We start from the raw sequence: 25,591 nt of genomic DNA, 5'->3' as shown, positions 1-25,591 counted from the left end.
AAATAATAGTGTTTTAACTATTACTCACCCCATAAACCAACAATAGTTACTATTTTGTCGTCAAATAGGTTACTCAGTGCCCAAATTATTTTTAGACCATAAAGTCTATATCCTCATACTAATAACAGTAATAGGTAGTTTAATCGCCTATTATTTTAATTATCAACTAAAAGCATTTGAAAGGAATAAGCGCAATGATGCTTTAATCAATGTACATCAGTCTGTAGTTGATAAATTCTCAGAATCTATCAATCGATTTACATATTTGATGTCCGGTTTGCGATCGCATTTAAAATACTCAAATGAGATTCCAAGCGGTCATGAAATGCAAGCCTTTATTCAATATCAGGCCGAAGAATTGAATATGAATGATTCTCTGATTGTCTCATTCCTGAATACCAATCATGAATTCATTTACAGTTTTACACTCAATGAAATGGATCCTTACTCACTTGTTGGTACTTCGGTGAGAGACTTCAGGGAAAATTCTGAGATTACCAGACTGGATGATCTAATGTTGCACGATCAAATGAGATTGTTTCCACCGATCAATCTAATCGAAGGTTGGGTAGGCATTCCACTAAATTTTTCAGTGTTCCGAAACGAAAAATGTGACGGCTATATCGCATCCATTCTGAATTTCAGAAACATTGTTGAGCCGATCTATAAATTAGAGGATAGTGAAGTATTTGCGTTCAAATTTTCAGTAAAAGACGGGTCTACTTTTGATAGGGAACAGGTCTATGATGGATCAAAGGTCTATCATAGCCGAAAGGATGATAAGTATTTTGAAAATTATGAAATCCCTGATGAACGTTTTACAAATTCATCAATTACAATGTATGGATTGACTTTCGAAATCGGAACAGCCTACATTGATGACTCTATTCCCAATCCATATATCAGGTGGATATTCTTATTCATTTACAGCATTCTTATAGTTTTCTCTCTATATGCAATAAATAGGTATATCATTTATCAGCAACTAAACGAAAGACTTAAGCGTGTGAATGAGGTAACCATTGCACAAAATAGTCAGCTTGAAGAGCTCAATGCCACTAAAAACAGGCTGATGTCTATTATTGGACATGACCTAAAAGGCCCGATCTCTTCCATTATTAATCTAATTAGCCTTGTCGAAGATTCTTCCATATCAATAAAAGACACTCAGTCGATTCTCAAGCAGCTAAATCCGGTAGCTAAAAACACCATTAATTTGCTGGAGAACCTTCTTCAATGGGCAATGGTAAATAGTGACAATGCTATTTTCAACCCAACTACTATTTCAATCGACAAAATCGTAAACGAGAATTTTACTCTTTTGGCACCTCTTGCCAGTCAAAAGGGAATAAAACTGAATATCAATATCCCCGAAAATTTGAAAGCATATGCTGACTACAATATGATCTCAACGGTCATTCGCAACCTTGTCTCGAATGCAATTAAGTATAGTAATTCTGACACTGAAATCAATGTAGTTGCCAGAGAAAATGAAAATGATGTCGTTTTAGAGGTCACTGATCAGGGAGTTGGGCTTTCCGAAAAAGAAATTCAAAGGATTAATTCATCTGAACTCCAGGCATCTAAAAAAGGCACTGCGGGAGAAAAAGGAACCGGACTTGGACTCGAGCTTTGTAGAGCATTTCTGTCTAAAAACAATGGTTCGTTGGAGATTACTAGTAAGGTGGGTTTAGGCAGTACATTTACGATAAAGCTACCAAAGTCGGCTTAAAATTGAGTTTTTATTTTACAAATAACTCTTGTATTTAAAGAGATTAAGTTTTAGTTTAACTATCGTTAAGTAACCTAATCACTCACAATGGCTGAAATCCAGAATATGATTTCAATATTGCCGTGGCATCCAACCAGAAGGTGGGGTACACGTCAATTAACTTCGATTAATAAAATCATCATTCATCAGGAACTTGGCGAGGCGGATGTAGAAGCAGTGAATGATTATCACATTAAGCCAAATCACATTTCGTCAAAAGGTTGTCCACATCTATGCTATCATTATGCGATCCGTAAAAACGGAGATATCATTCAGGCGAATGAATTATCAAGTGTCACGTGGCATTGTAAAGGACAAAATACTGCAGCTATAGGGATCATGGCAGTTGGTAACTTCAATGGGCCTGGTTACGATATGGGTTCTTCTGAACCAACTAAAGAGCAAATTAAATCCATCGATTTCTTAGTGGACTACCTGATCAAATCGCATAAGCTTTCAAATCAGGATGTCTATGGTCATTACCATTTTGGGAAACCTGCATGCCCTGGTCATGAGCTTCAGAAATATGTTGAAAAGAGGCGAGAAAAGATTTTATCTGAAGCATCTAATGTTAAAAAATCCATTAAAGAAGTACAGATACGTTTAAATAAACTTGGATTAGGAGCGGGTCCGGAGGATGGAATACATGGCATAAAAACTTTAGCATCGATTCGGAGATTTCAAGCTTCACAAGGTCTCCATGTGGATGGCATAGTTGGCCCAAAGACATGGAGTAGATTATTAGAACTAACTACTTAAAAATGGAAAAACCTGAAAAAGTATACTTAGGAGAAGATGGTTTCTGGTCCACCTGGTTATCCAAACTACTTTTTACACTGATTAGTGTGAAAGTATGGGGGCTCGTAGCTGGCACATGGATATCGACACACCTACTACTTAATCAAGAAGTAATTGCATTAGGTGGCCAAACCTATGAATTGAGTTTTAGTGCAGCCCAATGGTTGACTTTTAATACAACTATTTGGGCACTCATTTTTGGTATGAAAGAGGTTTTTAGAATTTCAGAAAAGAAAGACAAAAATGAAAAAGCAGCTCTCGATAAGCGACTTGAAACGAAAGAGAAGGTTACAGCGATGCTAAATAAGCCTAATGACCCGTCTACCGTGAGAGTCAATGCAGATGGTACTGAAACGGTGGGATCGGAACCAGATTGATATGAATAAAACATTAAAAACCATATTGATTGTAGCTGTTATCATTGGTGTGGCGGTTCTTTTGATCTTCCGAAGTGATTTGATCGGTCAAGCCATTGCAGCACTAGCCGGTGGTTTTGCAGCATTTAAAGCCAAGCTATTCAACTCATCAAAGATTGATGTGGAGGGAGAAATCGAAGCAATTGAATCTGAACACGAATCAAAGCGTAAAAATTGGCAATTGATTCGCGATGAATATGATAGCAAGTTTAATGCGCTGAAAGCCCGGATGGACTATTTGGATTATAAATCCGCACTTATTTCAAAGCAGCTTGGTAAGCTCGATGTATCGGAAAAGGAAGCATTGAAGAAAAATGCAGATTTAAGTGATGATGAACTTTTGGATTGGTTAAGAAACTAGCAATGAAATTACTTACGTGTATATCACTTTTATTTATAAGTCTCATTCCGGCTTTGGGACAACAAGACACAGGCATAATTAGACCTGGAGCAAACTTCACGAATAGTTTTAATTACAATCTTTTTTACATGCCGCGATCTAAGATCGTTGAATATAAAAACCTGGAAACAAAGGCTGAGTACGATTCGATCCGCATCGTGCTTTACCAGGAGAAGCTAAAAAACTATGAAGAGCGCATATTTTTAGCAGACAGTGCCACACAGCTAAGGAAACTGGAGGCTGACTTTTGGAACTCCAAGCTTTTAGCCAACGACGCACTACTGGAGGAAGAGCGCAAAACCAATGTCCACTTAAGAGCGGATATTCAGCGAATCAGACAATCGAGAATCTATTATTTCTTAGGTGGCATTGTTGCCACATCGGTGGTGGTTGGAGTGTTGAAGGATTAATCCTCTCAATCCCCACATTTCATCATTAATTTTGATCCACGCCAATGTTGGTCTTGTGACCAACAATCATTCTATTAACTAGACTTTAACATATTAATGCTCGTGGTTATTTTTTTTCTACTCAGAGTCACTCGCAGAGGACTCTGAGGTAACTTCTCCCTTCCCATGTTGGTGCGCGTTTGCAACGCATACCTCTTTATCCAATTTTGGTCTTGTGACCAACATTCTTTTCATTGACTAGACTTTAACATATTAATGCTTGTGGTTATTGCAAGCTCGTCGGTGACAACACCAACGAGGGCGGAAGTAAATGTGGTGAAATAGAAGGTCTCCTTCTCCCCGTGAATACGATGCGTAACATATTCAAATATATAAACGAAATAGTAGCCCCTTTTGAGTATTCCTCTGGAGTCCTTTTATCAGTGATGCTCTAGTCCTCAGAGTCCGCTTACACTTTGCTCTCGCTGAGGTGACTCTAAGTAGATAGAAAGAATGAATATGTCTCAACGCATTTCATTATTCTTGCGTTATGAAAGCCAACCTAGCTGCAGTATTATTTTTATTTTGCCTTATAGCAAACGCACAACTAAAGGTCGACTACCTCCATGACCTTGATAAGCTGCCAATACACAGTATCATAAACCCTAGAGAGTATAGTCCAAAGAACCAACTCGTTTACACCTACCGATCGACCGGATATGAAAAGGGGACTGTTTACTTTCAGAATGGGCAGATTGATAATGGTTTAATTAAGTATGATAATAAGAAAATTTGGTATCAAGCTTCACTTGGAGAAAAGCCTGATAAGCTAAAGCCAGAAGAAATTCAATCCGTAATAATAGGAGTTGATTCATTCTTTGTAGTCAGTCAGTTTAATATTGAAAAAAGTACAGGAAGTATACCCATTACAGAACCTCAATTCATGCAATACATTACTGAGTTCAATGGGATGATTTTTGCCAAACATTATCATTTTTCATCAGGAATGGCTCAATCATACACCATGGCATCTCCGGTAATTGAAACCTATCAAGTCTCAATAGATCGTGGGAAAACGTGGATCAGTTTTCCAAGAAGAAAGAACCAATTTAAAGAAGTGGCACTTCAATACTTTAGTGATATACCCTACCTTAAAAAGAAGATTGAGAATGAATCCATTAGTCATGATAATGTGATGACGCTCATTAAGTCTTCAGAATATTATAATAAATACAATAGTGACCAAAAGATCTTCTTTGATCAATACTGGAATGAAGTAGTAGTTGAAGACAAATCCTTCTATTCTGCTGAAATCAAATCACTAGAAGACAGCATTTGGACCATAGCCTATTCACAAAATGGTTTGCCTTTATATGAAGTGCAATACCATACGCTATTCCCACATAAACGCCACGGTTATCTAAAAACGATGGATCAAGATGGAAATATTATTCAACAAACTGAGTTTACTCTGGATGAGAAAACTGCTGAGGAAACTTCACATGATAACGGGCAGATACATTATAAATATCAAATTACGGAGTTTAATAATGGATATGAAGTATATCCGATTGCAGCATATGAGCAGGTTTTTGACTCGGAGGGTAACAAAATAAATCAAACGGGTAATTGGGATGAAATTTTATCCTCATCAACAGGAAATGTGACCAATGAATTTAGTGGGGCTGGAATTTCCAAGGCTTATCGAATGGAAGGCAATAAGACGATTTACCATATAACTGATCCAAGTTATAATTTCAAACTCAAGAAATTACAATCCCGTCTAGATCAACATTTTGTAGGTAAGAAATTCACTGACATAGCTGAGAAAAATGGTCAAGGGACCTACTTCATTCGTGTAGTCATTTCTGAGAAAGGTAAAGCCATTGATTATGAGATATACAATCAAATTCATCCCGATTTAGATGAAATGGTGAAACAATGGGCGGATATTACTTTGAATGCAAGCAGTGGATATGCTCATAAATTCAAACCATATCGCATTGGTAAAGAGAAGGTTTATGCAGAGTTTCTGGTACCTCTCCAATTCAATATCATTAGATTTTATAGACAGCCCTCAAATTATAACTGGCAGTTTCACCAACAAATGATGTTCCATCAGCAAATGATGAATCAACCCATGAATCTTCCAAGTCCACCACCAAGATTTTGAGAAGTAGCATTTTTTTCATGCTAGCGCGCGTTTGCAACGCGTGCATCTACTCTTTTTAGCCAATGTTGGTCTTGTGACTCTTTGCAAATGGTGGTCTTGTGACCAACATTTCTTTCATTGACTAGACTTTGACATATTAATGCTCATGGCTATTGAGCTCGTCGGTGACAACACCGACAAGGGCGGAATGAATCAACCCATGAATCTTCCAAGTCCACCACCAAGATTTTGAGGTATTTCCCTTTTTACTTCAAGGGTCTTTGACGCGCGGGACGAATATTGATTAGCTCAATTTGCTTTTTTCTAGGTTTAATCCGATAAGTTAAAATGGTGTATTTGTTGATAGGTCCTCGGTGTAAATGGGTATGTTTTTTTGTGCTTTCAAGTAATTCAGGATATTGACTCAGCAACTTAAAAAAATCGCTGGATTGACGAACAAAACGCTGTACTTCCTTGTCAGAAAATTGGGTAGTTAAATAGTCAATGATTTTATCGTATCCAGTCTGTGCACGCTTAGTCCAGACAATTTCTAAAGCCATTTATTGTGTTTTGACATGACTTCCTCATGAGGAATTAATTCGTCTTTATCAGCCTGCTCGAGTCCTTCCTCTATTTCCTTTTTTTCTTCTGCACTTATCTCATCCCACCAATCCACTTCTTTTTTATTTTTTAGTGAAATGAATTCACTTAGTGTCTTAGGATCATTAAGTCCTGCAAGCCATTCAATTAGTCTTATTTTCTCTGCTTGGATATCCATTCTGTTAAAATGCGTTTCAGTTGATAAATTTAAATATTTAAGTGATAAAGAAAATATTTTACGCTAGACTTTGGACTAGGTGTAGGTTGTACTTCTCGCCGTTGTTGGTGTTGTCACCAACAACCATTCTCTTTGCCAATGTTGGTCTTTTGACCAACATTCTTTTCATTAACTAGACTTTAACATATTAATGCTCGTGGTTATTGAACTCGTTGGTGACAACACCGACGGGGGCGGGAGGATTAACTGAAATTGTAAATAAGTAATAGGACTATATGTTTAACCTGTAAACTTATTTTAGGACGATACAAAAATAAGCACGAGCTACAAGCTCGCGCCAGCTAGGGGTGCTGAAGGATTAATCCAAAATCTTATAAACAACAATCGGTTTTTTCGACTCATTGACCACATCTTCTGTCACAGATCCACCGATCAGATGTGCAATTCCTTTTTTTCCATGCGTTCCCATTACTATTATACCTGCATTGACATCATCGGCAAATTTAATTGCTCCCTCATCCACAAAATCAGCTTCAATAGTACTCACCGTATAATCTTTCAAGTAATTTCTCTTTGCAAATTGTTCCAGAAGTTTTTGAACCTGACTTTCTTCCAGCCAATTATATGGTGTTTTTACTTTCACTATATGCATGTTGAGACTTAACATCTCCTGAATATCTTTTGCTCTTTCGGCAATTAAGTCTTGCTCTTCACTCAAATCTGAAGCAAAGGCCATGCTCTTTATGTCTTTTAAGTGAGTCTCACCTTTTATAATTATCACAGGACAATCAGCATGCCTGATCATTCGCTCTGCGTTTGATCCAATAAACACTTCCCTTAATCCGGATGCTCCTTTGGATCCCATAATGATCCAGTTTGCCTTTTCTTCCGCAATGAGTTTAGTTATGTTGGTGAATGCATTGCCAAATTTCATGTGAACGGATATTTTTTGGCCAGTATTCGCAACCCTGCTCTCCCACTCTTCCAACTTACCTTTTGTTGCCTTTATAAATTCTCCGGTGTAGAATGATTCAATTGCACCACTATCCATTTCCCCTGTAAAACTCACATGGCCTACCGGTAATTCTAACACGTGTACAAGAATTATTTCGCCTTTAACTTTTTCATTAAACTCGATAGCAAAGTTCAAAGCATGAGATGCTTGCTCTGAAAAATCTACCGGAACAACTATTTTTTTCATCTTCAATTCGTTTAGTCTACCGTAAGAACTTCTATTTTTTTATACTCAGGCTTACCTTGAGCGTTTTTTACACTATTTAAGTTAATGGATTCTTCTTTCTTATTCATTTTAAATGTCCATACTGGCATTTTAATATGATTCACCGTATCCTCGGTAAGACTGCCAGATAACCAATGAGAAATTCCTCTTCTGGCATGAGTAGCCATTGCGATCATGTTTGCATCAGTGTCATAGGCATGAATTAAGATTCCATCTGATGGAAATACATTTTTTGTGATCGTAAACTCAAAATTTGTAATCCCATGTTGTCTAATGAGTTTTCCAAGTTCACTCGCTACCATCTCTTCATTTTCTATGTTGTGAGGCGTTTTTACCCATAAGAATTCCATGGTAGCATCGAATTGTTTCTGTAAAGCTGCTATCGCCATTAAAAATGAGTTTTTAATCTCTCTTATATCAATTGGAATGAGGATCCTATTGATCTTATCAATAGCAGATTGGACGGGTACCGAGATGACAGGACATTGTGCATGGCGAACCACTTTTTCTGTATTAGAGCCTATTAGAGCCTCTTCCAGTCCAGCTGAACCGTGAGTTCCTACAACAACTAAATCATATCCATCTTCGCTAACCATTTCCTTTATAGACGTAATTAAAGATGACTCACTAACCAGAGTATTAATTTTTCTTCTTGTGTCAATTTTTTTAACGAAAGCTGTCATTTTTTCCTCCATGGCATCTTTGACATCTTCCATCATTGTCTTAGCTGTCGCAAAGGAGGTAAACTGATAGTCAGTGAAATAGTCGAAATGAACACTATTCAAAAGTGTAATCTCAGCATCGTTTTTCTCTGCTAATTCGACTGCAAAACTGGTTGCATATCCACTCACCTCTGAAAAATCAATGGGTACTAATATTTTTTTCATGATCGTATTTTTTCACTTGTTAATTATTCAAAAGTAGATATCAGTATCAATGAATCTAATGATATAAAGAAGCCATGTCATTGATTTTCATCACCTCATGATCAATATCAGTCTAGCAGCTACGCAATGTCATTCATTGCTCTCAACCAATCTCGTACCTTAATTTATCTAAATTTTAAGATTATGAGACCAATAAAAACAGTAGAGCAATTAGTGAAAGAGCTGAGCACATGTGAAGATTGCAGTCAACATGTTTTGGATTTAATGAGCTATGTGAATATTCCTCGTAAAGAGTTTGAACGATATTACTCCTGGGCAGATGAGAAGTATGCACGAAATGTACTTGCAAGAAACGATGATTTTGAGATTCTTTTAATCTGTTGGGAAAAAGGTCAGTCTTCGCCAATCCATGATTTTAATGCCCAAGAGGCTTGGATTCATCCCATAGAAGGGCTCTTAAGAGAGGAACGCTTCAAGATAAATGCAGACGATGATAGACTCGAAAAAGTGAGTAGTGTGCTTTTAGGAGATGAAGAGTTTTCTTACATGAGTCATGTTGCTATTCACCGATATTCTAATGCAAATAATGCGCGTTCAGTTAGTCTTAACATCTATCACAAACCAGTTACAGAATGGCATGTCTATGATGAAAATAGCTCCAATAGCACTATGATGGCAACCTGGGAAAATAAAAACTATAACCTGTTATAGATAGCACTATATAATTAGACTGATGATTTTTTCTGATTTATCAATCTTAAATGTCCATACCGGGATGTCTATATGATTAACTGTATCTTCAGTAATACTTCCCGACAGCCAATGTGAAATTCCTCTTCTAGCATGAGTAGCCATTGCTATCATATCGGCTTGGGATTCCCTGGCCTCTAGAAAGAGACCTTCCTCAGGACTTATGTTGTTCACAATGAAAATTCTGTAATTATCAATGTGGTGTTCCTTAAAAATACGTGACAGTTCTTTGCCGAGTCGTTCCTCATTTCGAGCAGAAAAAGAAGCATCTGTAACCCAGGTAAATTCCAGTTCACATTTCAAAGTGTCCTGTAAGTTTGCGATTTGTGTTAAAAATCGGGATCGAAGTTCTCTCAGGTCTAGTGGAACAAGTACTTTCTTAATACTTTGAAGGTTAACCTGACTCGGTACTGAAATAACAGGACATGGCGTATGTCTCACAATTCGCTCAGTATTAGAACCAATTATCATCTCTGAAAGTCCAGAAACTCCAGTTGTTCCAATGACCACTAAATCAAACCCTTGCTCCTCAACTAAATCTTTAACTGCTGTTACCAGATTTACTCCGTTTACCTCTTTATGAATTTCTCGCTTCGAATTGAATTGTTTTGCAAAAAGATCCATTTTTTCGAAGACAGCAGTCTTTACATCTTTTACGATTGTTCTAACACCCGTTTTGCTTGACAACTCTTGTTCAGAATACAAATCAAATTGAATGCTATTGAGTAAAGTAATTTCCGCATTAAACTTATCTGCTAATTCAATAGCAAATTGTACAGCATAAGTACTTACTTCAGAAAAGTCTACAGGTACTAATATCTTTTTCATGGTTTGACTTTTTGATAATAATCACCCTAAAAATATCAATCGCAAAATCGTGTTTAACTGACGATTGCTCTGAGCCATCTTGATTTTAATCAACGATCTAAGGTTCATATTTATTTCTTTTGAGAAAAATACAACCTTATCAATTGGATTATGCAATCATATGTACGAATTTCCCTGATCTTTCTGACCCTTGCAGCTTCTATGGGCCTGATATTGAGGTTGATGCAATCCGGATTTCCGTTGATGAACTACAAGTATCTGCTGCACACACACTCTCATGTGGCGTTGATTGGCTGGGTATACAATGGTGCATTTATTATTATATCCAATCTGTTACAGGTTGAAAACAGTAAGGCTTTTAAGCGTCTGTTTTGGATCACTCAGTTGAGTATTATAGGAATGCTTCTATCTTTTCCTTTCCTGGGTTATGGAGCAATCTCTATTGCATTTAGTACACTTTACGTTTTCTGCTCATACTACCTGGTGATCCTGATTTTCAAATACACGAGCAATAAGTCAAGATCTGCAAGTGCACGCTTTCTGAGATGGGGTGGCATTTATCTTATAGCCTCAAGTGCAGGTCCTTTTGCACTTGGCTACTTCATGGCCAATGATATGGGAGATTCCAATTGGTACAACATTTCCATCTACTGGTTTTTACATTTTCTCTATAATGGATTTTTCTTATTTGTAGTATTTGCTCATCTGACAAGAGAAAACCACCCAAAAGGAAAAAGCATCTTTGTGCTTATGAATGCTTCGCTGATTCTACTTTTCGGACTATCTACTCTGTGGACAGACCCTCCAGCTTTCATATACCTCATAAGTGGAATTGCAGCAATGCTTCAGATCATGGCGTTTATCCTTTTGATAAGAAATAAAAGTGTTAATCTCATTAATTCTTTTACAAAGTGGCTGTTTAGGCTTTCAATTGCTGCATATGGTTTAAAGCTGATTTTTCAACTAGTGGGTTGCACCCATTCAGTGCAGCAATTCATCAACGATACCGTGCCTTATTCAGTCATCGGTTTCATTCACCTGGTGATGTTGGGGTTCTTTACCCTGTTGCTACTCTCCTACTTTTTCAACAACCAGCTAATCGGATTAACCAACATATCCAAACTTGGATCCTGGCTATTGATCATTGGGATTGTACTTTCGGAGGTGCTTCTTTTTGGACAGGCAGCTCTTATTCAATTATCCATTCCATGGCTTACTGATTTTTTCCCGACCCTCACAGCGGTCTCATCGCTAATGCCTCTTGGTATCCTCCTTTTAACGTTCAGTTCTTTTGGCAACCATACGGTTTCCCCTAGCTTGAAACAGTAAGGAAACGGCATAAAGGATAATGGCAAGCAGGTTTAATATGCCTCCAATATTACGTGCCAATTGTATTTGAAAGATATCTCCAATGATTAGCCGCGCAATTAGTCCTATGGATAAAAATATCACCCAGAAGTTTGGAAAGGTCTTCAGCTCTTCCAATCCAAGTTTTTTCAATAAGGCATCCGGGGCATTGATAAAAATCATGGAGAAAAAGAAGCCCAAAAAGAATGCATGAATCACCAGGTCATAGCTGTAGAGGATGTGGTCTGAAATTAACGAGCTAACCCCTGTCATCAATAACCAGGTGTATGAAATCACAATCCCTAATCGATGTTTGGTGCTGCTTTTTAGCTCCAGATAAACCAGTCGAATGCTCAATAAGGCAAGTCCTATCCCATAAATGGTTTGTCCGTAACCATGAAAACCCAACCAGAAGGAGAAGAAAAGAGCCAATGAAAGCACCAGGCTGATCACATCCTCTTTCCCCATTTTGCTCAATCGAGTTCCGACAATGAGCATCAGGATAAACACGATCCAAAATGGAACTGCGGCTGGATAAAAGCCATTTTGATAGAACCTAAGATTGCCAATAAACCAGGATAAAAGACCTATTAACTGATAAATACCATTTTGAGATCTCTTTTCGATTAGGACAAGGGATTCTTTCAAAAACAGTATGGCGATATTACCCGCCACCAGTAATAGCCCAAACTCAAACCCCAACAAATAAAGAGTTAGACCACATACTAATAAGATCAAACCCGTAAGGAACCAGCGATCATTTCGATTGCTGAGCAACCGCTCAACGGTGATGACTCCCCCTGCAAATCCATTAAGCATTAAAACACCATGATGAAATGAAAGTGGAAAGTTGATCAGCCCAAACCGACTGAGACCAGTAAACAGTCCAAGGATGAGAAAAACAGGTATGCCAATCGCGAAGAGTTTTAACTTACTCATTTAGCGTCTTTGATCATGATCAGCATCATCTTGAAAGGCTCGATAGCCTCCACTGCATGGGGGATGGTGGCAGGCATCAAAATCATCTGTCCCTCTTCCAACTCAAAATCTTCTCCACCAATCGTGATCTTACAGGTTCCATCTACAATTTGAGCGATGGCATCAAAAGGAGCAGTATGTTCGCTAAGCCCTTGCCCCTTATCAAAGGCAAAAAGGGTGGTATTTCCACTTTTGTTTTTCGTTAGCGTCTTACTTACCACCGCTCCTTCAGCATATTGGATCGAATCTTTTAAACTAACAACTGTTGAGTGGTTAATGGTGTCCATGAATAGTTAATTATAATGATATTTTCAGTTCACATTAAGTGGAGATAAATGAAGTATATAATTCTTTTTACTTGACCTTACTTTTTTCCTTGACGAAAAAAGTAACAAAAAAGTCAAGAAAGTTTGAAAGCTATCAACCCACATGCCTTCCCTTGCCCGCCAAACTTTCATTCCCACCCTCCTATTAGGAAGAGTTAATTCTAAAAATCCTTCCTGAGTGACTTTCTCAGCATGAATGAGACGGGGATTAGCACCCATAGCAAAAGCACACCAATCGATATAAATAATCCTGAGCTGGTGCCAAAAAATTTCTGAAACAGAGCGCCTGTATATCCTAGAAGTGCTGAAATCTCCAGCTTGAGTAAAATCATAATTCGACTCAAATCGATGGGATTAAAAAGTGAAGCCCCAAGAGCGAACTTGTCCAGCGGATAGTCACCAAATACAATCAACGAGATCATGAAAAGCCCATCGTAGATCACCGCAAAGAACAGCCACATCAAAATGGCGTATCCGAAACCTTTGATCTTATTGGAGTTACCCAAACCAATATTCAGAGATAATGCAACGAATATGAATGTGAGAAATGTACCAGACGCTAATAATGTAATAAAGTTGCCAGCCGCATCTGATTGGGTGATACCATACAAAAGAAATGGAATGCCCAGCCCAATGATTAAACTCATAGAGAGTGAGAGTGACAGCCCCAGGTATTGCCCTAGAAAGATGGTAGTGCGCTTTATCGGCTGAGACAAGAGTAGCTCCGTAAACTCACGTGAGTTGTAGAAATACATGATGCCGAAGATGGTTCCAATCATGGGTGTCAGCACCACGATGATATTCATCAAAGTAATGGTCGCTTTAGACAGGTCTGAATTAAGGAATAGTAATACGAACCCCAAAAGCATGTAAAAAGCCAGGTACACGTAGCTCCACCTGCTGCGCATCAAATCGTAAAAGCTGTATTTAAGTATCTTGATCATGACTTTAACATCCTTGCGATTGCGTGTTCCAAATCTTTTTCATTCGTCTGTTTTTGCATCTCTTCCAATGTTCCCTGAAAGTGAATCTTGCCATCCAGCAGGAAGATGATCTCTTCGGCAACCTCTTCCACCAAACTCATAATATGGGTAGTAATAAGTATCGTCTTCCCTTTCTCGCGTTCTTCTTCAATCAGCTTCTTTAACTCTATGAGTGCCACCGGATCCAGTCCGGCCGTAGGCTCATCCATGATGCAGATGTTGGCATCAAACATGAAAGCCAACACGATATTCACTTTCTGTCTCGTGCCCCCGGAAAGGTCTGACAGTTTCTTATCCAGAAATTTCTCCAAACCAAATCGTTCAATTAGCTCAACCTCTCTACCCTTCCGATTTCGAATATCCAAAATCATCTTGATAAGCTCATTGACTGTCAAGTTTTCCGGAAAACGAGCAATCTGTGGTAAATAAGCTATGTCCTTTCTGTATTCCCAGCTTCTTTTAATGGCTGCTCCATTGACCTGAAGTTCACCATCCTTAGGAATAACCATGCCTAAAATAGTCTTTAGAAGCGTCGTTTTGCCGGATCCATTGTGTCCAAGAACCGCGAAAACACCGGGACGATCGATGGAAAAGCTCACACCTTTCAATACCTCCAATTTGCCAAAGCTTTTATTTAGATCTGTAACTTGAATCATTTGAATGCGTTCATTGCCGGTGTTTGATCCACCAGGTTGTCAGGAGTAAAAACAGGCGAAACCTTTTCGGAAAAATTCATAATGTCAACAAAAAGGCTTCTGAGTAAAATGATGGTTTCAGGGGTTTTATTCACAATGTAAGAAAATAGCTTCACCGGTCTATACGGCACATCTCCCACACCATCTTTATCCAGATCGTAACCGGTATAGTCTCCCCAGTAATTTCCATCAAACGTGTTATCATTCATCTTAGAGTTATAGGAAACATCAAATGAGTTTCCTTTAAAGTCATTTCCTGTGATCCGATTGGCATAGCACCCTCCGGATACCTTAATCGCCCACCCATTTTTATTAAATACATTACCGACATAATTAATACGGCTGGTACCATCTATAAAAACAGCCGTCGTGTTTTCGGTGAATTCATTATCCACTACTTCAGCATCGTATATTTCTTTTAATAGCAGCCCATAACTTGCCGGTCCCCAGTTATTAATAAAGACATTGCTTTTCATGATAATAAACTTTGAAAACATGACAGCTACACCTGCTCCATTGTGTTCAAATCGATTTCCGATATAATCATCATTATTGGAAAACATGAAATGCAATCCATATCTAACATTGTCATGTGCATAGTTTTCTTCGATAATGCTTTCATCCACAAACTCCAGGTAAATGCCATCCCTCATTTTATATACTTCATTGTCATGGATCTGAAGGTCGGAGCAATGCCATGCGTGAATGCCATTTCCCGCTTCATCCTCTTTTACATTCTCTCCATAGACCAGATTATTCCTGATGATTCCATGTTTGGATTTTTCAATCAGTAGTCCAAAAAATGGATCGACCACAATGTTGTTCTCTATAACCAAATGATTCGCTCTGGAGGCATAGATCGCAGCATAGTCTTTCGTGTAGCTTTTACCTGCATTGATAATTTTCAGCCCGGAAATGGTTATGCTGTCAGCGAGCAACTTTAACACATAGCTTTTATTCTGACCATCCAATATGGCACCCTTTTCACCAATCAAGGTTAAGGACTTTGTTATTTCAAGATCAACTACGGGATAAACACCACTTTTTACAATGAGGGTATCGTGTGGCTCAGCGAGGTTTACTGCTTGTTGCAAATCCTTGATCTCACAGCTTGGACAAACCATTATTTGTCCGCTAGACTGCAGAAAAATCAAAGCAAAAAATAAAGCCAGCAGTATTCTCATCTAACTCAATTAACTTCAAATTCTACTTTTAAAGCCTTCCAATCCAGAGCGGTCCCGGATACATTCTGCACTGTCTCGTTTCGTTTATCTACACTTTCAAATGCCGTTAGGAATTCACCCATAGGACTGGGGATTTCCTGAGATATTAAATAAGCAGCACCTGAGGCATCTGTCAGTACTCCCGGATTGGCATAATCAGCCACAAGGTAGTGTTGAACCTCCGGATGTTCCCATTCCTTCAGGTCATTGAGCATGCACTCAATGGCATCATACTTAAAGGCCTTACCTGTTTTTGTGACCAGTTGTGCAGCATGTTGCTTATCCACAATGGTCATTTTGCAGAAAACACATGCGTCCTGTCCATAATTTATGGGTTTTGGACCCGTACTACAGGATAAAATGAAGAGTGACAACAGCATTGCATATATAAATCTCATAGTGCTCATGTTTTAGAAACTAATCTGGCTTTTCGACCCAGGAAAAAAGATACCAAACTCAGGAACATACCAAGCCCTAGTAATATGCCTCCTGTCCGTGGATATGAAAAGGCATCAAAATTTAATAGCTTTTTATGCCCCAGTAGTGGAGGATTATACTGCATCGGTGTACCATCCGGATTGATAAGTTTCAATATTGCATTAGGATCCAGATCGGTACCATAATCCACCAGCCATAAATTAAAATCATAGATACCGAGTGCCCCAAGTATGCTCATCATTACAAACCATACAAGAAATAAGACCGGAGGTATTTTTCCCATTAAACCCAGGATGCCAATAAGGATCCCAAGACCGGCCATTAACCATACTACTTTCGGAAACACGGAGAACTCCCACATATCATCAGGTTTTGGCAGTGTTTTCATACCAATATAATGATTGAGTCCATCAATGTTTTGAATATCGAACTCACTCTCTCCCTTCAATCCATTTACATGAATGTCAATTCCGAGCGGCTCGGGGTATTGAGGAGCTCCAAGCCGGATGTTCCACATCGGGAAAACAAATAATCCAAGCAGCAAGCTGCTACCTATGATCATAATAATTCCAGCACGTTTCATTTGTTAACATGTTTTAAATGAAAAATTTGAATAAAACTGTAAGACTGAATCAATTATCAGTCTTACAGTTTTTCATTTTAGATGTCGTCACCGTCCAGGGTATAACTCAACTCGATGTTTGAGTTTGCAGGTGATACTCTAATGTATCCTTGCATTTCCTGATGAAGTGCTGAGCAGAAGTCTGTGCAGTAGAATGGCCACACTCCAACTCTTTCTGGTTCCCAAAGTGAAGTTTTGGTCTGACCAGGCATTACAAGTATTTCAGATGTCCTCTGTCCGATCATGGAGAATCCATGGGGAACATCGAAATCCTGCTCGTGGTTAGTGATATGGAAATAAACCTTATCCCCCACTTTGATGCCTTCGATATTGTCAGGCGTAAAGTGACTTCTGATGGTGGACATATAGATGTGTACCTCTTTGCCATCTCTTTCTACCCTGGCTTCTGCAGGACTCTTAATAGCATATGGGTGATTGTTCTCATCGATTCGGTAAATTTTCTTAGAGTTATTCACCAAAAGTTCTGCATCACATCCAGCAGCATAGTGCGGCTCTCCGTGCGTAGGGAAATCGTAAAGCAGCTCCATTTTCTCTCCTGAGATATCATAAATCTGTGCAGAGTGCTCCATTTCAGGACCTGTAGGTAGGTAGCGATCTTTCGTGATCTTGTTCATAGCTACCAGGTACTTACCATGCGGTTTTCTTGAGTTACCGCCTGGGATCATTAAGTGACCTACAGAGTAATAAGTTGGCTTTCTATCCACTACTTCCCAGGTTCCAAGTTTCCACTTTACTACCTCTGAGGAGATAAAGAAAGTAGTGTACGCATTCCCTTTTCCATCAAACTCGGTGTGCAGTGGGCCTAAGCCACCACTCTGTACGCTACCTGCCAATACATCGTCATAGTTCAAAATCGGAATACCATATGCATCGCCATCAAATTTTTCCGCATCAATAGCAGCCAACATTTTGTCGAATGAATGGACAGTTATGTTTGCTGATAGCTTACCTGAACCAATAATATACTCTCCATTAGGGTCTACATCACACCCGTGAGGTGATTTAGGAGTTGGTAGAAAGTAGATAGCACCTGGTACATCCACTGGATTAACAGTAAGCACCTCGTTCTTCATGGTAGAAGTAGCTGTATGTGTGGATTCATCGTATACATTGTGGGCAAATTTGGCAGGCATTTTAGTTCCACCTCCGTTGTTCACATATTCTTCGATTTTCTTCCAGTTAATCGCAGCAATGAAGTCCTTGTCATTCTGTGATGCATTGACTTCAAGTAGTGAATTTGCCTCTTCAGTGTTATAAGTGGAGAAGAAGAACCAACCATGTGATTTGCCTCTGCCAGGGTGCGACAGATCATAGTTGAATCCAGGCATCAACAACTGAAACTTGATATCCATATGTCCATGCTCTTGATCAACTGCGATAAATGTCAGGGCTCCTTTGAAATTTGCCTTGTATTCACTGATTGGCATATCCTTTTGAGGTACAGGCACGGAAAAGCGTGTTCCGGCTACTACATATTCAGTGTTTTCAGTAATGAAAGAAGAACTGTGATTACCGGCACTATTAGGTACTTCGATGATCTCCTCTGTTTCGAATGTAGTCAAACTGATTCTTGCAATACGTGGTGTATTATTTCCATTAGCGAAAATCCATCTTCCATCCAGTTCACCATTCGTTTGGGAAATATCCGGGTGGTGAAGATCATCCCATGGAATGAAACCAAACGAAGTATTTAACATAGGTTTAGTTTCTTCCGAATAACCGTAACCTGACGTTGGAAATTGAGAGAATACAGGGATCTCTTTAAAAAGTCTTCCTGAAGGCAGTCCGTAAACGGTTAGGTTGCCACTATAGCCTCCAGACAGGAAAGCGTATTGTTCATCCCTTTCGCCGGGTGCTACGTACACTTTTTCAGCAATATTGCTGCTAAGCGCACCATTACCTCCTCTATCCCCTGCCTGACCACAAGAAAACAAGAAGGCAAGCGCGCTTATGAATAAAGTATTTTTAATAATGTTAGTTTTCATTTTATTGGTTTTTTAAGGTAAAATCACTTTTTCTATTACATGGATGATTCCATTTGAAGCAGCCACTGTTCCGACTATTTTGGCACCACCAACGCTCACATCATCTCCATCCACAATCACTTCCAGGTAATCACCAGTGGCCATATAAATTTTTCTTCCCTTTCTAGCCTCTCTTTTAAGAGCTTCGATATCAAATGAACCAGGAGCTGCATGACGAGTGATTATTGTAGCTAGATCTCCCTTGTTTTCAGGCTTCAAAAGGTTGTCTAATGTGCCTTCAGGCAGTGCATCGAACGCTTCATTGACAGGGGCAAACACGGTAAGAGGGCCGGCATTTACAAGCACATGCTCAATTTGAGCAGCCTGAACTGCAGCAACTAAGGTGCTGTGTGGCTCTGAAGATATCGCCACTTGTAGAATATTGGGGTCTGATACTTCGTCTACAACAGAGGCTTGCCCCATCGGATGGCTATCGGTCCCCACAGAGGCCTCTGAAGAAGAATCACCCTCTTGCTGAGGTGTACACGACCATATCAGTGCAGAAAGCACCAATAAGGTCAAGGAGTTTAAAATTTTAACTTTCATAATATTAAAGGTTTGGTTATTATAAGGTTCTGAAGTACTCTAGAATATCACGAGCCTGTTCTTCAGTCATGTTTTGGTTGGCCATGGCAGCTCCGTTAAATTCGACTAAAAGATCCTTGGCACATCTGTCCTGCTCCACCATTAATTGAGGATCAAGGATCATATTCATGATCCATTCAGGACTTCTTCGTTGCATGATTCCTTTTGGTGAAGGACCAATAAAGCGTTTATCTATCTTATGGCAGGCGCTGCAGTTGGTATTGAAAAGTGCTTTTCCTCTCTCTACCATTTCCTGATCAATGGTCTCAGAGAGTGGCAAATCCTTAATTTTTCCTACGCCTTTGTTATCCAGTGTTACCCGTTCGCTGGCAGGAACATTGCTTTCCGCAGACTCGATTTTAGACTGCTCTTTGATTTGATCTATTTTGCTTTTACCGTCACCTCCACCACATGCTGTGATGAAAAATAAGGCGGCTATTAATGTGGTTGATAATACTCTATTCATGACATTTACTATTTAATGGTTCAAAGTTTTACAGATTGAGGTGTATGAAATATGATCTTCTTCAGCCCTCTTTATGATTTATGTTTTATTTTAAGATTAAAAGATCGTTTTATCCTTTATTAAATTAAAATTAAGCCAATCCCATCCCTTTAGTTATCAATTCCGGGTCTCTTATTTCCATAGAAAGCAGCGTTTCATTCAATTGCTCCCGTATCTCAACAAATTTGAAATGAACCGGACATGGGTTTTCGCCAGAGCAATTTTCAAGACCAAGCACACAACTTTCCATCAATTTATTTCCATCGATGGCTTTCACGATATCTACTAGTTTGATTTTCTTATTTGGCGATAATTCGAAACCTCCGGTGGGTCCTTTATAAGAACTCAATAAACCATTCTTAACAAGTTGCTGCAAGATCTTGGCTGAAAAAGCCTCGGGTGAATTAATTGCATCTGATATCTCCTTCACACCTGTTCTTCTTCCCTCCTGCTCATTACCGGCAATGTAGATCATGATTTTTATGGCGTATTCACAGGCTCTGGAGAACATTCTAATTTCATCTATACTCAGGGCGAATTTACAACATAAATAATAACGGACAATTATATCCTTTATTAAATTTTATGATTTAAATCATCTATCACTATCAGTGACTAAATAGCGTTACTAAAGGAATTGAAATGGGCTTTATGTGAAAGTCTTGCATCTAATGCTGAACAGATGACGCGTATAACTTCTTTACCCTGAGCCATTACTTTCATCCCATCAACACCGTACTCAATGAGTCCATCATCTTGTAGCTGATCAAGCAATTTGTAATTAAGCGCTACACAATGCTCCATGAATTCTGACTCATGCCAGCTCGTTTCAAAGTCACACATCAGATTCAGGATATGTTTCCTGAAAAACAAGTCTTGCCTTGTATGAATATGGCCCTTAACAATTGGTAATTGATTCTGATCCAGGTACTCATAGTATTTTGGGATGCTCTTCTCATTTTGAGCAAAGCCCGACCAACTATCGCTGATGGAGCTCACTCCCAACCCTATTAGCAGTTTGCTGGTAAATGGCGTATAGCCCATGAAATTCCTATGTAATTCACCGTTTTTACGCGCATTCAATAACTCATCGCCTGGTAACACATAGTGATCCATCCCCACTTCCTCATAACCTGCTTTGTTAAAGGCCTCTTTGCCAATCTGCATGAAATTCCATTTGTTGTCCTCATTTGGTAAATATGCCTCATACGATTTCTGTGCCGGACGCATGGATGGAACGTGCGCATAGCTGTAGTAAGCAATGCGTTCCGGTTTCAATTCAATAATTTGATTTAATGTATTTTGGACAGATTCAATGGTTTGGCCTGGTAAACCATAAACCACATCATAATTGACTGAAGTGTAGCCGATTTCTCTTGCTTTCTCCGTAATCGCTTTTACCTGCTCGAAAGACTGCATGCGGTTGATTAGTTTTTGCACATTCAGGTCAAAATCCTGAATTCCAAAACTTACACGATCAAAACCAAGCTGATGTAAAGTTTCTAAATGCTTTGCAGTTGTATTAGCAGGATGTCCTTCAAAACTCATCTGAAATTCTTTCGATAAGCGAGCTCTGCTAATGATTCCGGATAATAATCGGTCGAGGTTTTCCGGAGCAAAAAAAGTGGGTGTACCTCCACCCAAGTGGATCTCTCTGAGAAAAGGTTTTTCTGGAAGCACTTCCAAATACAGTTCCCATTCTTTGAGCAAGTGATCAATATATGGACCTTCAACCTGATGATTTTTGGTAATCCGCGTATTACAAGCACAATAGGTGCATAAGCTTTCGCAAAAAGGTAGATGAATGTACAAGCTCACTTCTTTGCTGCTTTCCCAATATGCCGATTGTAAGGTTTTTTGATAAGCGTCTAACGTAAAGCTCTCTGGCTCCCAGAATGGGACCGTTGGGTAGCTGGTATATCGAGGGACGGGTTGGTTGTATTGCTTCAGGTCTAGCATTGAATCAAAATTTGACTCAAAGCTATTTTGGTATTTAAGGGTAACTACTGATTAATGGAACAAGGAAACCTGATTTTTGTCACTTGTTTTTGAGTATAATTTGAAAAGTAGTCCCCTCTCCTTTTTTTGATTTTACTTTTATCTCGCCATCGTGTTCATCAATAATCATTTGAGTAATGAACATTCCTAAACCTGTTCCTTCTCCCGGATCTTTTGTAGTAAAGAATGGATCAGACATTTGCTCCATTTCTTTTTTGTTCATTCCTATACCTGTGTCAGCAATTTCAACACAGATATTTTGCTTTTCATTTTTAGTTGAAATGATGATTACCCCTTTATCCGGAATAGCCTGCTCTGCATTGGTTATAATATTGGTAAAAACTTGATGGAGCTTTCCTTCATTGCCATTTATTACCGCATTTTCCGCATCGAAGTTTGTATTGATTTCAATATTCTTTTTTCTGAATCGGTTCGTGAGTAGTGTAAGACTATTCTGAAGTATTTCATGGATATCGCATGTTTCATCCATGGTTTTCCCTGAGCGACTAAAATGAGACAACCCATTCACAATCTGAGCGGCTCTTTTTACTCCCTCCTCAATTGCATGGAAATATTGCTCTGTACCATCTAAACCACTGTTCTCAGTAAGGTTTTCTTTCAATGCCAATGCTCCATGTTTGATGAAGTTTAATGGATTATTGATTTCATGACCAATCCCAGCAGACAAGATTCCGAGTGATGCCATTTTTTCTGCACGGATCAGTTGCTGCTGGGTCGATTGAAGCTTTTTATAACCTTCACTCAACTCCTTATTTTTCTTTTTGAGTTCTTTCGTTCTTTCCTGAACCTTGCTTTCAAGGTCCTTATTGAGCTCTTCGAGTTGCCTCTGATAACTTCTGATTTCAGTAATATCCTCCGCAAAAAATGTGATGCCAACTACTCTATCCTCATTGAAGACCGGGGTATATGTGGACTTGAAGATTAGGTCGCCTTTTGGACCTGGATACACAATTTCAACCTGAAATTTTTCTCCCTTTAGTGCTTTGTTGAATAAATTATTGAAATGACTTACCTGATCTTTGTGCTTGATCTCTTTCAATATATTCATTCCCTTTTGCAAGGTCATATCGTCTGTTAACTTGGCGGAGATCTTGAATGCTCGATTAAATTCAACTAACTTTTTATTTGGATCAAATAGTCCTATCAGGTCAGAAGTGCTTTCAATGATTGATTTTAGATTGGCTCTTTCTGCTTTGAGTTTATCAATTGATTTTTCCAAATTACCTTTTAGGTAAGTATATAAGAAAAGAAAAATTGCAACCAGTCCGATGTAAGCACCGCCAACAAATTTTATTCGATCAAACACTTCAGATGAAATAAATGTCTTTGGTACACTCACAACCAATTGGTGATTAACAGGGGTAATGTCAGTTGATATAACTATGCTCGCTTCATTATTGAGTGGGTTCATGCAACTAAATATTAATAAGTCTTCATTTAATCTTTCCTCCTGACCATCCTCTAAATGGTAGCTTAGAGAATCCCGACCTAATATGCTTTCATATTTTTCTTTGGCTAAGGGGTATAAAATTTGAGTAGTGCCAAAATTCTTGTTAATAAGGTGAATCTGGTAGTTTTCATTAAAACCAAAGCGTTTTAAATCTTCAACCATGCCGCTGTAATCTACTCCGGTTGTATTGACTGCCACCAGATTACCCTTTTCATCTCTAATGGGCACTCGTATGGGAATAACCCAATCGCCTGCAAGAGAGGTGTAATAACATTCTCCTATTGATATCCTATCCCCTTTTCTGGCCAGATCAAAGGATCGTCTGGTTTTTTCAGATTGCATCAGGTGTGGAAGAGAGTCAGTAAGCAATCTCCCACTGAAGACAAGAATTTGTCCATCTGGTCTTGCGAATCCAAAGGCTAATAATTCACGTTCATAAATTTTTAGTGCGTCCGTTGCAAATGCAGCTTTTTCCTCTATCGACTCTATTTCGGCTAATCGATTTCCTACACTTAGCAAGCTTAGCTCCCATTGTCTAAAACTAAGTTCATAGTATTCCTTTATGACAGAAGCTGTATAGCCTAAATCATTGATTCTATCATTTCTTGTATCTGCATAGATGTACGCAATGACGCCAGCGAGCGAAATTGTTATGGTGATCACAAGAAGAAAGAATATTCTTCTTAAAGATTTAATTTCAGATACGGACTTCATCCGTTCGTTATTTAATCCAATAAGTTAGTCTAAAAAACCAGATTGGAGTAATTCAATCTGATAAAAATTCAATTTAAAGTCCACAAACGGTAATTAGGCCTGCAGCATTGGTCTGTACCATTTGATTGAATTGAGGAAAGGTGGTAAGTAGCCCTCGCATGATAAGGATGGAACCAGAGAAAATTGCAATGATTGGGATAGATCTCGGGATTAGTGTTTTTAAACGTTGGGAAAAGATATTTCCTGCAAATGATAGGGTCATTAAAGCCGGCAATGTACCTAATCCAAAAAGTATCATAAAAACGACTCCTTCTAAAGGATTGGCCAAAGCAACTGCTCCTGCAGCGGCTACATAGGTGAGTCCACATGGAAAAAAACCATTTGCTACTCCACTCAGAAACCATCGCTTCCTAACAGTTAGATTTTGTGATAAGAAAGATTTTAGAAACTGGTAGAAACCAGATTCGAAATAAAATCGCTCCAGTCTGTGACGGATCGATGGGACACCATAAAGTAGGATCAATCCAGAGCCCAGAAAGAATGCAAGAAATTTTTGAAGATTCATAAATGCTATTGTGGCACCTAATAATCCTAATAATCCACCTATAAGAATGTATGAAAGAATCCTACCAGAATGATACAAGACGAACCCTTTCTTAGATTGATTAGGTCCCATGAATGCCATCATCACCGGGCCGCACATGCCCACACAGTGCAAACTCCCAAATAAACCGATGATGAATGCGCCGATCATTGGATATAAATGCTGGATTGTTGATAATAATCCTGATCTGCTGTTTGCCAGGTGATATTCACCCGATAGCTTCCTGCTATCAGTTGAGAACGGTCAATTTTTTGGGTTTTACCAGCCGTTAAATCAATCTCAAACTCCCGGTCGAACATCTTTCTCGATGGATGGTAAAAGTGAATACTGCCTTCCGCCTGTGCATCAGGGAATGTAAGGAAGATCTCATCGCCTTTCTGTTTAACAATCACTGACTTTTCCTTGTCTGCTGCATTAGCGAGCTTGTTTAGCTTTTGCTGATAATTGATCTCCTGTGCATAATAGTCTTCTGCAACAAGATCAAAATCCTCCTGAAACGCCCTTACCACCATGTACCCAATGAAGGCTGCAAAAAGTATAAATGCGACTACAATTTTATTTCCCCAGTTCATATTTTTAGTAGTTTGGAGTTAGAAACTAGTGGTCAGAATCATTTCCGATTGGCTAAATACTAGCTCATTACTCATA

28 protein-coding genes are annotated in these 25,591 nt (G+C 38.8%); 8 read left to right on the top strand and 20 right to left on the bottom strand.

Annotation, left to right across the window (positions count from 1 at the left end; genetic code table 11):
• Window positions 1-76 precede the first annotated feature (76 nt).
• The 6 genes from ACOMC3_RS05830 to ACOMC3_RS05805 all read left to right on the top strand — a co-directional run bounded on the left by ACOMC3_RS05830 (window position 77) and on the right by ACOMC3_RS05805 (window position 5,947).
• Window positions 77-1,732, top strand: coding sequence for a sensor histidine kinase (locus tag ACOMC3_RS05830; RefSeq protein ID WP_420318591.1), 1,656 nt, complete (start codon window positions 77-79; stop codon window positions 1,730-1,732).
• 87 nt (window positions 1,733-1,819) lie between these two features.
• Window positions 1,820-2,530: an N-acetylmuramoyl-L-alanine amidase gene (locus tag ACOMC3_RS05825; RefSeq protein WP_420318590.1), complete on the top strand. Its 711-nt coding sequence runs from the start codon at window positions 1,820-1,822 to the stop codon at window positions 2,528-2,530.
• 2 nt (window positions 2,531-2,532) lie between these two features.
• On the top strand, window positions 2,533-2,946 hold the full coding sequence (locus ACOMC3_RS05820; protein WP_420318589.1) for a hypothetical protein: 414 nt from the start codon (window positions 2,533-2,535) through the stop codon (window positions 2,944-2,946).
• Between the two features lies 1 nt (window position 2,947).
• Window positions 2,948-3,346: a hypothetical protein gene (locus ACOMC3_RS05815; protein ID WP_420318588.1), complete on the top strand. Its 399-nt coding sequence runs from the start codon at window positions 2,948-2,950 to the stop codon at window positions 3,344-3,346.
• A gap of 2 nt (window positions 3,347-3,348) precedes the next feature.
• Window positions 3,349-3,795 carry a hypothetical protein gene (locus ACOMC3_RS05810; protein ID WP_420318587.1) on the top strand — a complete coding sequence of 149 codons (447 nt, stop codon included), beginning with the start codon at window positions 3,349-3,351 and terminating at the stop codon, window positions 3,793-3,795.
• Window positions 3,796-4,324: 529 nt separating this feature from the next.
• Window positions 4,325-5,947 carry a hypothetical protein gene (locus ACOMC3_RS05805; RefSeq protein WP_420318586.1) on the top strand — a complete coding sequence of 541 codons (1,623 nt, stop codon included), beginning with the start codon at window positions 4,325-4,327 and terminating at the stop codon, window positions 5,945-5,947.
• Window positions 5,948-6,192: 245 nt separating this feature from the next.
• Here the strand turns inward: ACOMC3_RS05805 and ACOMC3_RS05800 are convergent, their stop codons facing one another.
• The 4 genes from ACOMC3_RS05800 to ACOMC3_RS05785 all read right to left on the bottom strand — a co-directional run bounded on the left by ACOMC3_RS05800 (window position 6,193) and on the right by ACOMC3_RS05785 (window position 8,831).
• Window positions 6,193-6,486, bottom strand: coding sequence for a type II toxin-antitoxin system RelE/ParE family toxin (locus ACOMC3_RS05800; protein ID WP_420318585.1), 294 nt, complete (start codon window positions 6,484-6,486; stop codon window positions 6,193-6,195).
• On the bottom strand, window positions 6,477-6,704 hold the full coding sequence (locus tag ACOMC3_RS05795; RefSeq protein WP_420318584.1) for a hypothetical protein: 228 nt from the start codon (window positions 6,702-6,704) through the stop codon (window positions 6,477-6,479). Before ACOMC3_RS05795 ends, ACOMC3_RS05800 begins: the two co-directional genes overlap by 10 nt.
• 358 nt (window positions 6,705-7,062) lie before the next feature.
• Window positions 7,063-7,905 (bottom strand): universal stress protein, encoded by an 843-nt coding sequence (locus ACOMC3_RS05790; RefSeq protein WP_420318583.1) that lies wholly within the window; start codon window positions 7,903-7,905, stop codon window positions 7,063-7,065.
• 11 nt (window positions 7,906-7,916) lie between these two features.
• Window positions 7,917-8,831, bottom strand: coding sequence for a universal stress protein (locus ACOMC3_RS05785; RefSeq protein WP_420318582.1), 915 nt, complete (start codon window positions 8,829-8,831; stop codon window positions 7,917-7,919).
• A 183-nt stretch (window positions 8,832-9,014) separates the two neighbouring features.
• Here ACOMC3_RS05785 and ACOMC3_RS05780 point away from each other — a divergent pair, with 183 nt between their 5' ends.
• Window positions 9,015-9,542 (top strand): cysteine dioxygenase, encoded by a 528-nt coding sequence (locus ACOMC3_RS05780; protein WP_420318581.1) that lies wholly within the window; start codon window positions 9,015-9,017, stop codon window positions 9,540-9,542.
• Between the two features lie 6 nt (window positions 9,543-9,548).
• On the opposite strand, the gene ACOMC3_RS05775 is transcribed toward ACOMC3_RS05780, so the two are convergent.
• Window positions 9,549-10,409, bottom strand: coding sequence for a universal stress protein (locus ACOMC3_RS05775; protein WP_420318580.1), 861 nt, complete (start codon window positions 10,407-10,409; stop codon window positions 9,549-9,551).
• A gap of 150 nt (window positions 10,410-10,559) precedes the next feature.
• Here ACOMC3_RS05775 and ACOMC3_RS05770 point away from each other — a divergent pair, with 150 nt between their 5' ends.
• Entirely contained in the window at window positions 10,560-11,738 is a 1,179-nt protein-coding gene (locus tag ACOMC3_RS05770) for a hypothetical protein (RefSeq protein WP_420318579.1), read from the top strand.
• Here ACOMC3_RS05770 and ACOMC3_RS05765 read toward each other — a convergent pair.
• The 15 genes from ACOMC3_RS05765 to ACOMC3_RS05695 form a co-directional block, all read right to left on the bottom strand.
• On the bottom strand, window positions 11,685-12,695 hold the full coding sequence (locus ACOMC3_RS05765) for a hypothetical protein (RefSeq protein ID WP_420318578.1): 1,011 nt from the start codon (window positions 12,693-12,695) through the stop codon (window positions 11,685-11,687). The genes ACOMC3_RS05770 and ACOMC3_RS05765 overlap by 54 nt on opposite strands.
• Window positions 12,692-13,021, bottom strand: coding sequence for a cupin domain-containing protein (locus ACOMC3_RS05760; protein WP_420318577.1), 330 nt, complete (start codon window positions 13,019-13,021; stop codon window positions 12,692-12,694). Before ACOMC3_RS05760 ends, ACOMC3_RS05765 begins: the two co-directional genes overlap by 4 nt.
• A 200-nt stretch (window positions 13,022-13,221) precedes the next feature.
• On the bottom strand, window positions 13,222-14,004 hold the full coding sequence (locus ACOMC3_RS05755) for an ABC transporter permease subunit (RefSeq protein WP_420318576.1): 783 nt from the start codon (window positions 14,002-14,004) through the stop codon (window positions 13,222-13,224).
• On the bottom strand, window positions 14,001-14,699 hold the full coding sequence (locus ACOMC3_RS05750) for an ABC transporter ATP-binding protein (protein ID WP_420318575.1): 699 nt from the start codon (window positions 14,697-14,699) through the stop codon (window positions 14,001-14,003). Before ACOMC3_RS05750 ends, ACOMC3_RS05755 begins: the two co-directional genes overlap by 4 nt.
• Window positions 14,696-15,922, bottom strand: a complete 1,227-nt coding sequence (locus tag ACOMC3_RS05745; RefSeq protein WP_420318574.1) for a nitrous oxide reductase family maturation protein NosD — start codon at window positions 15,920-15,922, stop codon at window positions 14,696-14,698. Before ACOMC3_RS05745 ends, ACOMC3_RS05750 begins: the two co-directional genes overlap by 4 nt.
• Window positions 15,923-15,927: 5 nt before the next feature.
• Window positions 15,928-16,359 carry a nitrous oxide reductase accessory protein NosL gene (locus ACOMC3_RS05740; protein WP_420318573.1) on the bottom strand — a complete coding sequence of 144 codons (432 nt, stop codon included), beginning with the start codon at window positions 16,357-16,359 and terminating at the stop codon, window positions 15,928-15,930.
• Window positions 16,360-16,364: 5 nt separating this feature from the next.
• Entirely contained in the window at window positions 16,365-16,982 is a 618-nt protein-coding gene (locus tag ACOMC3_RS05735) for a hypothetical protein (RefSeq protein ID WP_420318572.1), read from the bottom strand.
• A 77-nt stretch (window positions 16,983-17,059) separates the two neighbouring features.
• Window positions 17,060-19,027, bottom strand: coding sequence for a Sec-dependent nitrous-oxide reductase (gene nosZ / locus ACOMC3_RS05730; RefSeq protein WP_420318571.1), 1,968 nt, complete (start codon window positions 19,025-19,027; stop codon window positions 17,060-17,062).
• Between the two features lie 12 nt (window positions 19,028-19,039).
• A complete protein-coding gene (locus ACOMC3_RS05725; RefSeq protein WP_420318570.1) occupies window positions 19,040-19,612 on the bottom strand; it encodes a fasciclin domain-containing protein in 573 nt (190 codons plus the stop codon).
• A gap of 19 nt (window positions 19,613-19,631) precedes the next feature.
• Complete coding sequence (locus ACOMC3_RS05720; RefSeq protein WP_420318569.1) at window positions 19,632-20,117, bottom strand: c-type cytochrome; 486 nt, start codon at window positions 20,115-20,117, stop codon at window positions 19,632-19,634.
• Window positions 20,118-20,247: 130 nt separating this feature from the next.
• On the bottom strand, window positions 20,248-20,667 hold the full coding sequence (locus ACOMC3_RS05715; protein WP_420318568.1) for an RrF2 family transcriptional regulator: 420 nt from the start codon (window positions 20,665-20,667) through the stop codon (window positions 20,248-20,250).
• 104 nt (window positions 20,668-20,771) lie between these two features.
• The gene (gene hemN / locus ACOMC3_RS05710) at window positions 20,772-22,115 is read right to left on the bottom strand and encodes an oxygen-independent coproporphyrinogen III oxidase (RefSeq protein WP_420318567.1); all 1,344 of its coding nucleotides are present in this window, start codon (window positions 22,113-22,115) and stop codon (window positions 20,772-20,774) included.
• Between the two features lie 79 nt (window positions 22,116-22,194).
• Window positions 22,195-24,339 (bottom strand): ATP-binding protein, encoded by a 2,145-nt coding sequence (locus ACOMC3_RS05705; protein WP_420318566.1) that lies wholly within the window; start codon window positions 24,337-24,339, stop codon window positions 22,195-22,197.
• Between the two features lie 73 nt (window positions 24,340-24,412).
• The gene (locus ACOMC3_RS05700; RefSeq protein ID WP_420318565.1) at window positions 24,413-25,093 is read right to left on the bottom strand and encodes a sulfite exporter TauE/SafE family protein; all 681 of its coding nucleotides are present in this window, start codon (window positions 25,091-25,093) and stop codon (window positions 24,413-24,415) included.
• Complete coding sequence (locus ACOMC3_RS05695) at window positions 25,090-25,515, bottom strand: FixH family protein (RefSeq protein WP_420318564.1); 426 nt, start codon at window positions 25,513-25,515, stop codon at window positions 25,090-25,092. Before ACOMC3_RS05695 ends, ACOMC3_RS05700 begins: the two co-directional genes overlap by 4 nt.
• Window positions 25,516-25,591 lie beyond the last annotated feature (76 nt).

The sequence above is a fragment of the Ekhidna sp. genome (assembly GCF_965212185.1).
In the GTDB taxonomy this organism is placed as follows: domain Bacteria; phylum Bacteroidota; class Bacteroidia; order Cytophagales; family Cyclobacteriaceae; genus Ekhidna.
This window is presented reverse-complemented; position numbering and strand designations above follow the sequence as displayed.

Coding starts and splice junctions, on each gene's coding strand:
- ACOMC3_RS05700 (WP_420318565.1), bottom strand. CDS start 25,093: ATGATCGGCGCATTCATCATCGGTTTATTTGGGAGTTTGCACTGTGTG.
- ACOMC3_RS05775 (WP_420318580.1), bottom strand. CDS start 10,409: ATGAAAAAGATATTAGTACCTGTAGACTTTTCTGAAGTAAGTACTTAT.
- ACOMC3_RS05805 (WP_420318586.1), top strand. CDS start 4,325: ATGAAAGCCAACCTAGCTGCAGTATTATTTTTATTTTGCCTTATAGCA.
- ACOMC3_RS05800 (WP_420318585.1), bottom strand. CDS start 6,486: ATGGCTTTAGAAATTGTCTGGACTAAGCGTGCACAGACTGGATACGAT.
- ACOMC3_RS05795 (WP_420318584.1), bottom strand. CDS start 6,704: ATGGATATCCAAGCAGAGAAAATAAGACTAATTGAATGGCTTGCAGGA.
- ACOMC3_RS05780 (WP_420318581.1), top strand. CDS start 9,015: ATGAGACCAATAAAAACAGTAGAGCAATTAGTGAAAGAGCTGAGCACA.
- ACOMC3_RS05760 (WP_420318577.1), bottom strand. CDS start 13,021: ATGGACACCATTAACCACTCAACAGTTGTTAGTTTAAAAGATTCGATC.
- ACOMC3_RS05815 (WP_420318588.1), top strand. CDS start 2,948: ATGAATAAAACATTAAAAACCATATTGATTGTAGCTGTTATCATTGGT.
- nosZ (WP_420318571.1), bottom strand. CDS start 19,027: ATGAAAACTAACATTATTAAAAATACTTTATTCATAAGCGCGCTTGCC.
- ACOMC3_RS05770 (WP_420318579.1), top strand. CDS start 10,560: ATGCAATCATATGTACGAATTTCCCTGATCTTTCTGACCCTTGCAGCT.
- ACOMC3_RS05740 (WP_420318573.1), bottom strand. CDS start 16,359: ATGAGATTTATATATGCAATGCTGTTGTCACTCTTCATTTTATCCTGT.
- ACOMC3_RS05765 (WP_420318578.1), bottom strand. CDS start 12,695: ATGAGTAAGTTAAAACTCTTCGCGATTGGCATACCTGTTTTTCTCATC.
- ACOMC3_RS05705 (WP_420318566.1), bottom strand. CDS start 24,339: ATGAAGTCCGTATCTGAAATTAAATCTTTAAGAAGAATATTCTTTCTT.
- ACOMC3_RS05750 (WP_420318575.1), bottom strand. CDS start 14,699: ATGATTCAAGTTACAGATCTAAATAAAAGCTTTGGCAAATTGGAGGTA.
- ACOMC3_RS05790 (WP_420318583.1), bottom strand. CDS start 7,905: ATGAAAAAAATAGTTGTTCCGGTAGATTTTTCAGAGCAAGCATCTCAT.
- hemN (WP_420318567.1), bottom strand. CDS start 22,115: ATGCTAGACCTGAAGCAATACAACCAACCCGTCCCTCGATATACCAGC.
- ACOMC3_RS05820 (WP_420318589.1), top strand. CDS start 2,533: ATGGAAAAACCTGAAAAAGTATACTTAGGAGAAGATGGTTTCTGGTCC.
- ACOMC3_RS05735 (WP_420318572.1), bottom strand. CDS start 16,982: ATGAAACGTGCTGGAATTATTATGATCATAGGTAGCAGCTTGCTGCTT.
- ACOMC3_RS05825 (WP_420318590.1), top strand. CDS start 1,820: ATGGCTGAAATCCAGAATATGATTTCAATATTGCCGTGGCATCCAACC.
- ACOMC3_RS05695 (WP_420318564.1), bottom strand. CDS start 25,515: ATGAACTGGGGAAATAAAATTGTAGTCGCATTTATACTTTTTGCAGCC.
- ACOMC3_RS05715 (WP_420318568.1), bottom strand. CDS start 20,667: ATGTTCTCCAGAGCCTGTGAATACGCCATAAAAATCATGATCTACATT.
- ACOMC3_RS05755 (WP_420318576.1), bottom strand. CDS start 14,004: ATGATCAAGATACTTAAATACAGCTTTTACGATTTGATGCGCAGCAGG.
- ACOMC3_RS05810 (WP_420318587.1), top strand. CDS start 3,349: ATGAAATTACTTACGTGTATATCACTTTTATTTATAAGTCTCATTCCG.
- ACOMC3_RS05745 (WP_420318574.1), bottom strand. CDS start 15,922: ATGAGAATACTGCTGGCTTTATTTTTTGCTTTGATTTTTCTGCAGTCT.
- ACOMC3_RS05725 (WP_420318570.1), bottom strand. CDS start 19,612: ATGAAAGTTAAAATTTTAAACTCCTTGACCTTATTGGTGCTTTCTGCA.
- ACOMC3_RS05720 (WP_420318569.1), bottom strand. CDS start 20,117: ATGAATAGAGTATTATCAACCACATTAATAGCCGCCTTATTTTTCATC.
- ACOMC3_RS05785 (WP_420318582.1), bottom strand. CDS start 8,831: ATGAAAAAAATATTAGTACCCATTGATTTTTCAGAGGTGAGTGGATAT.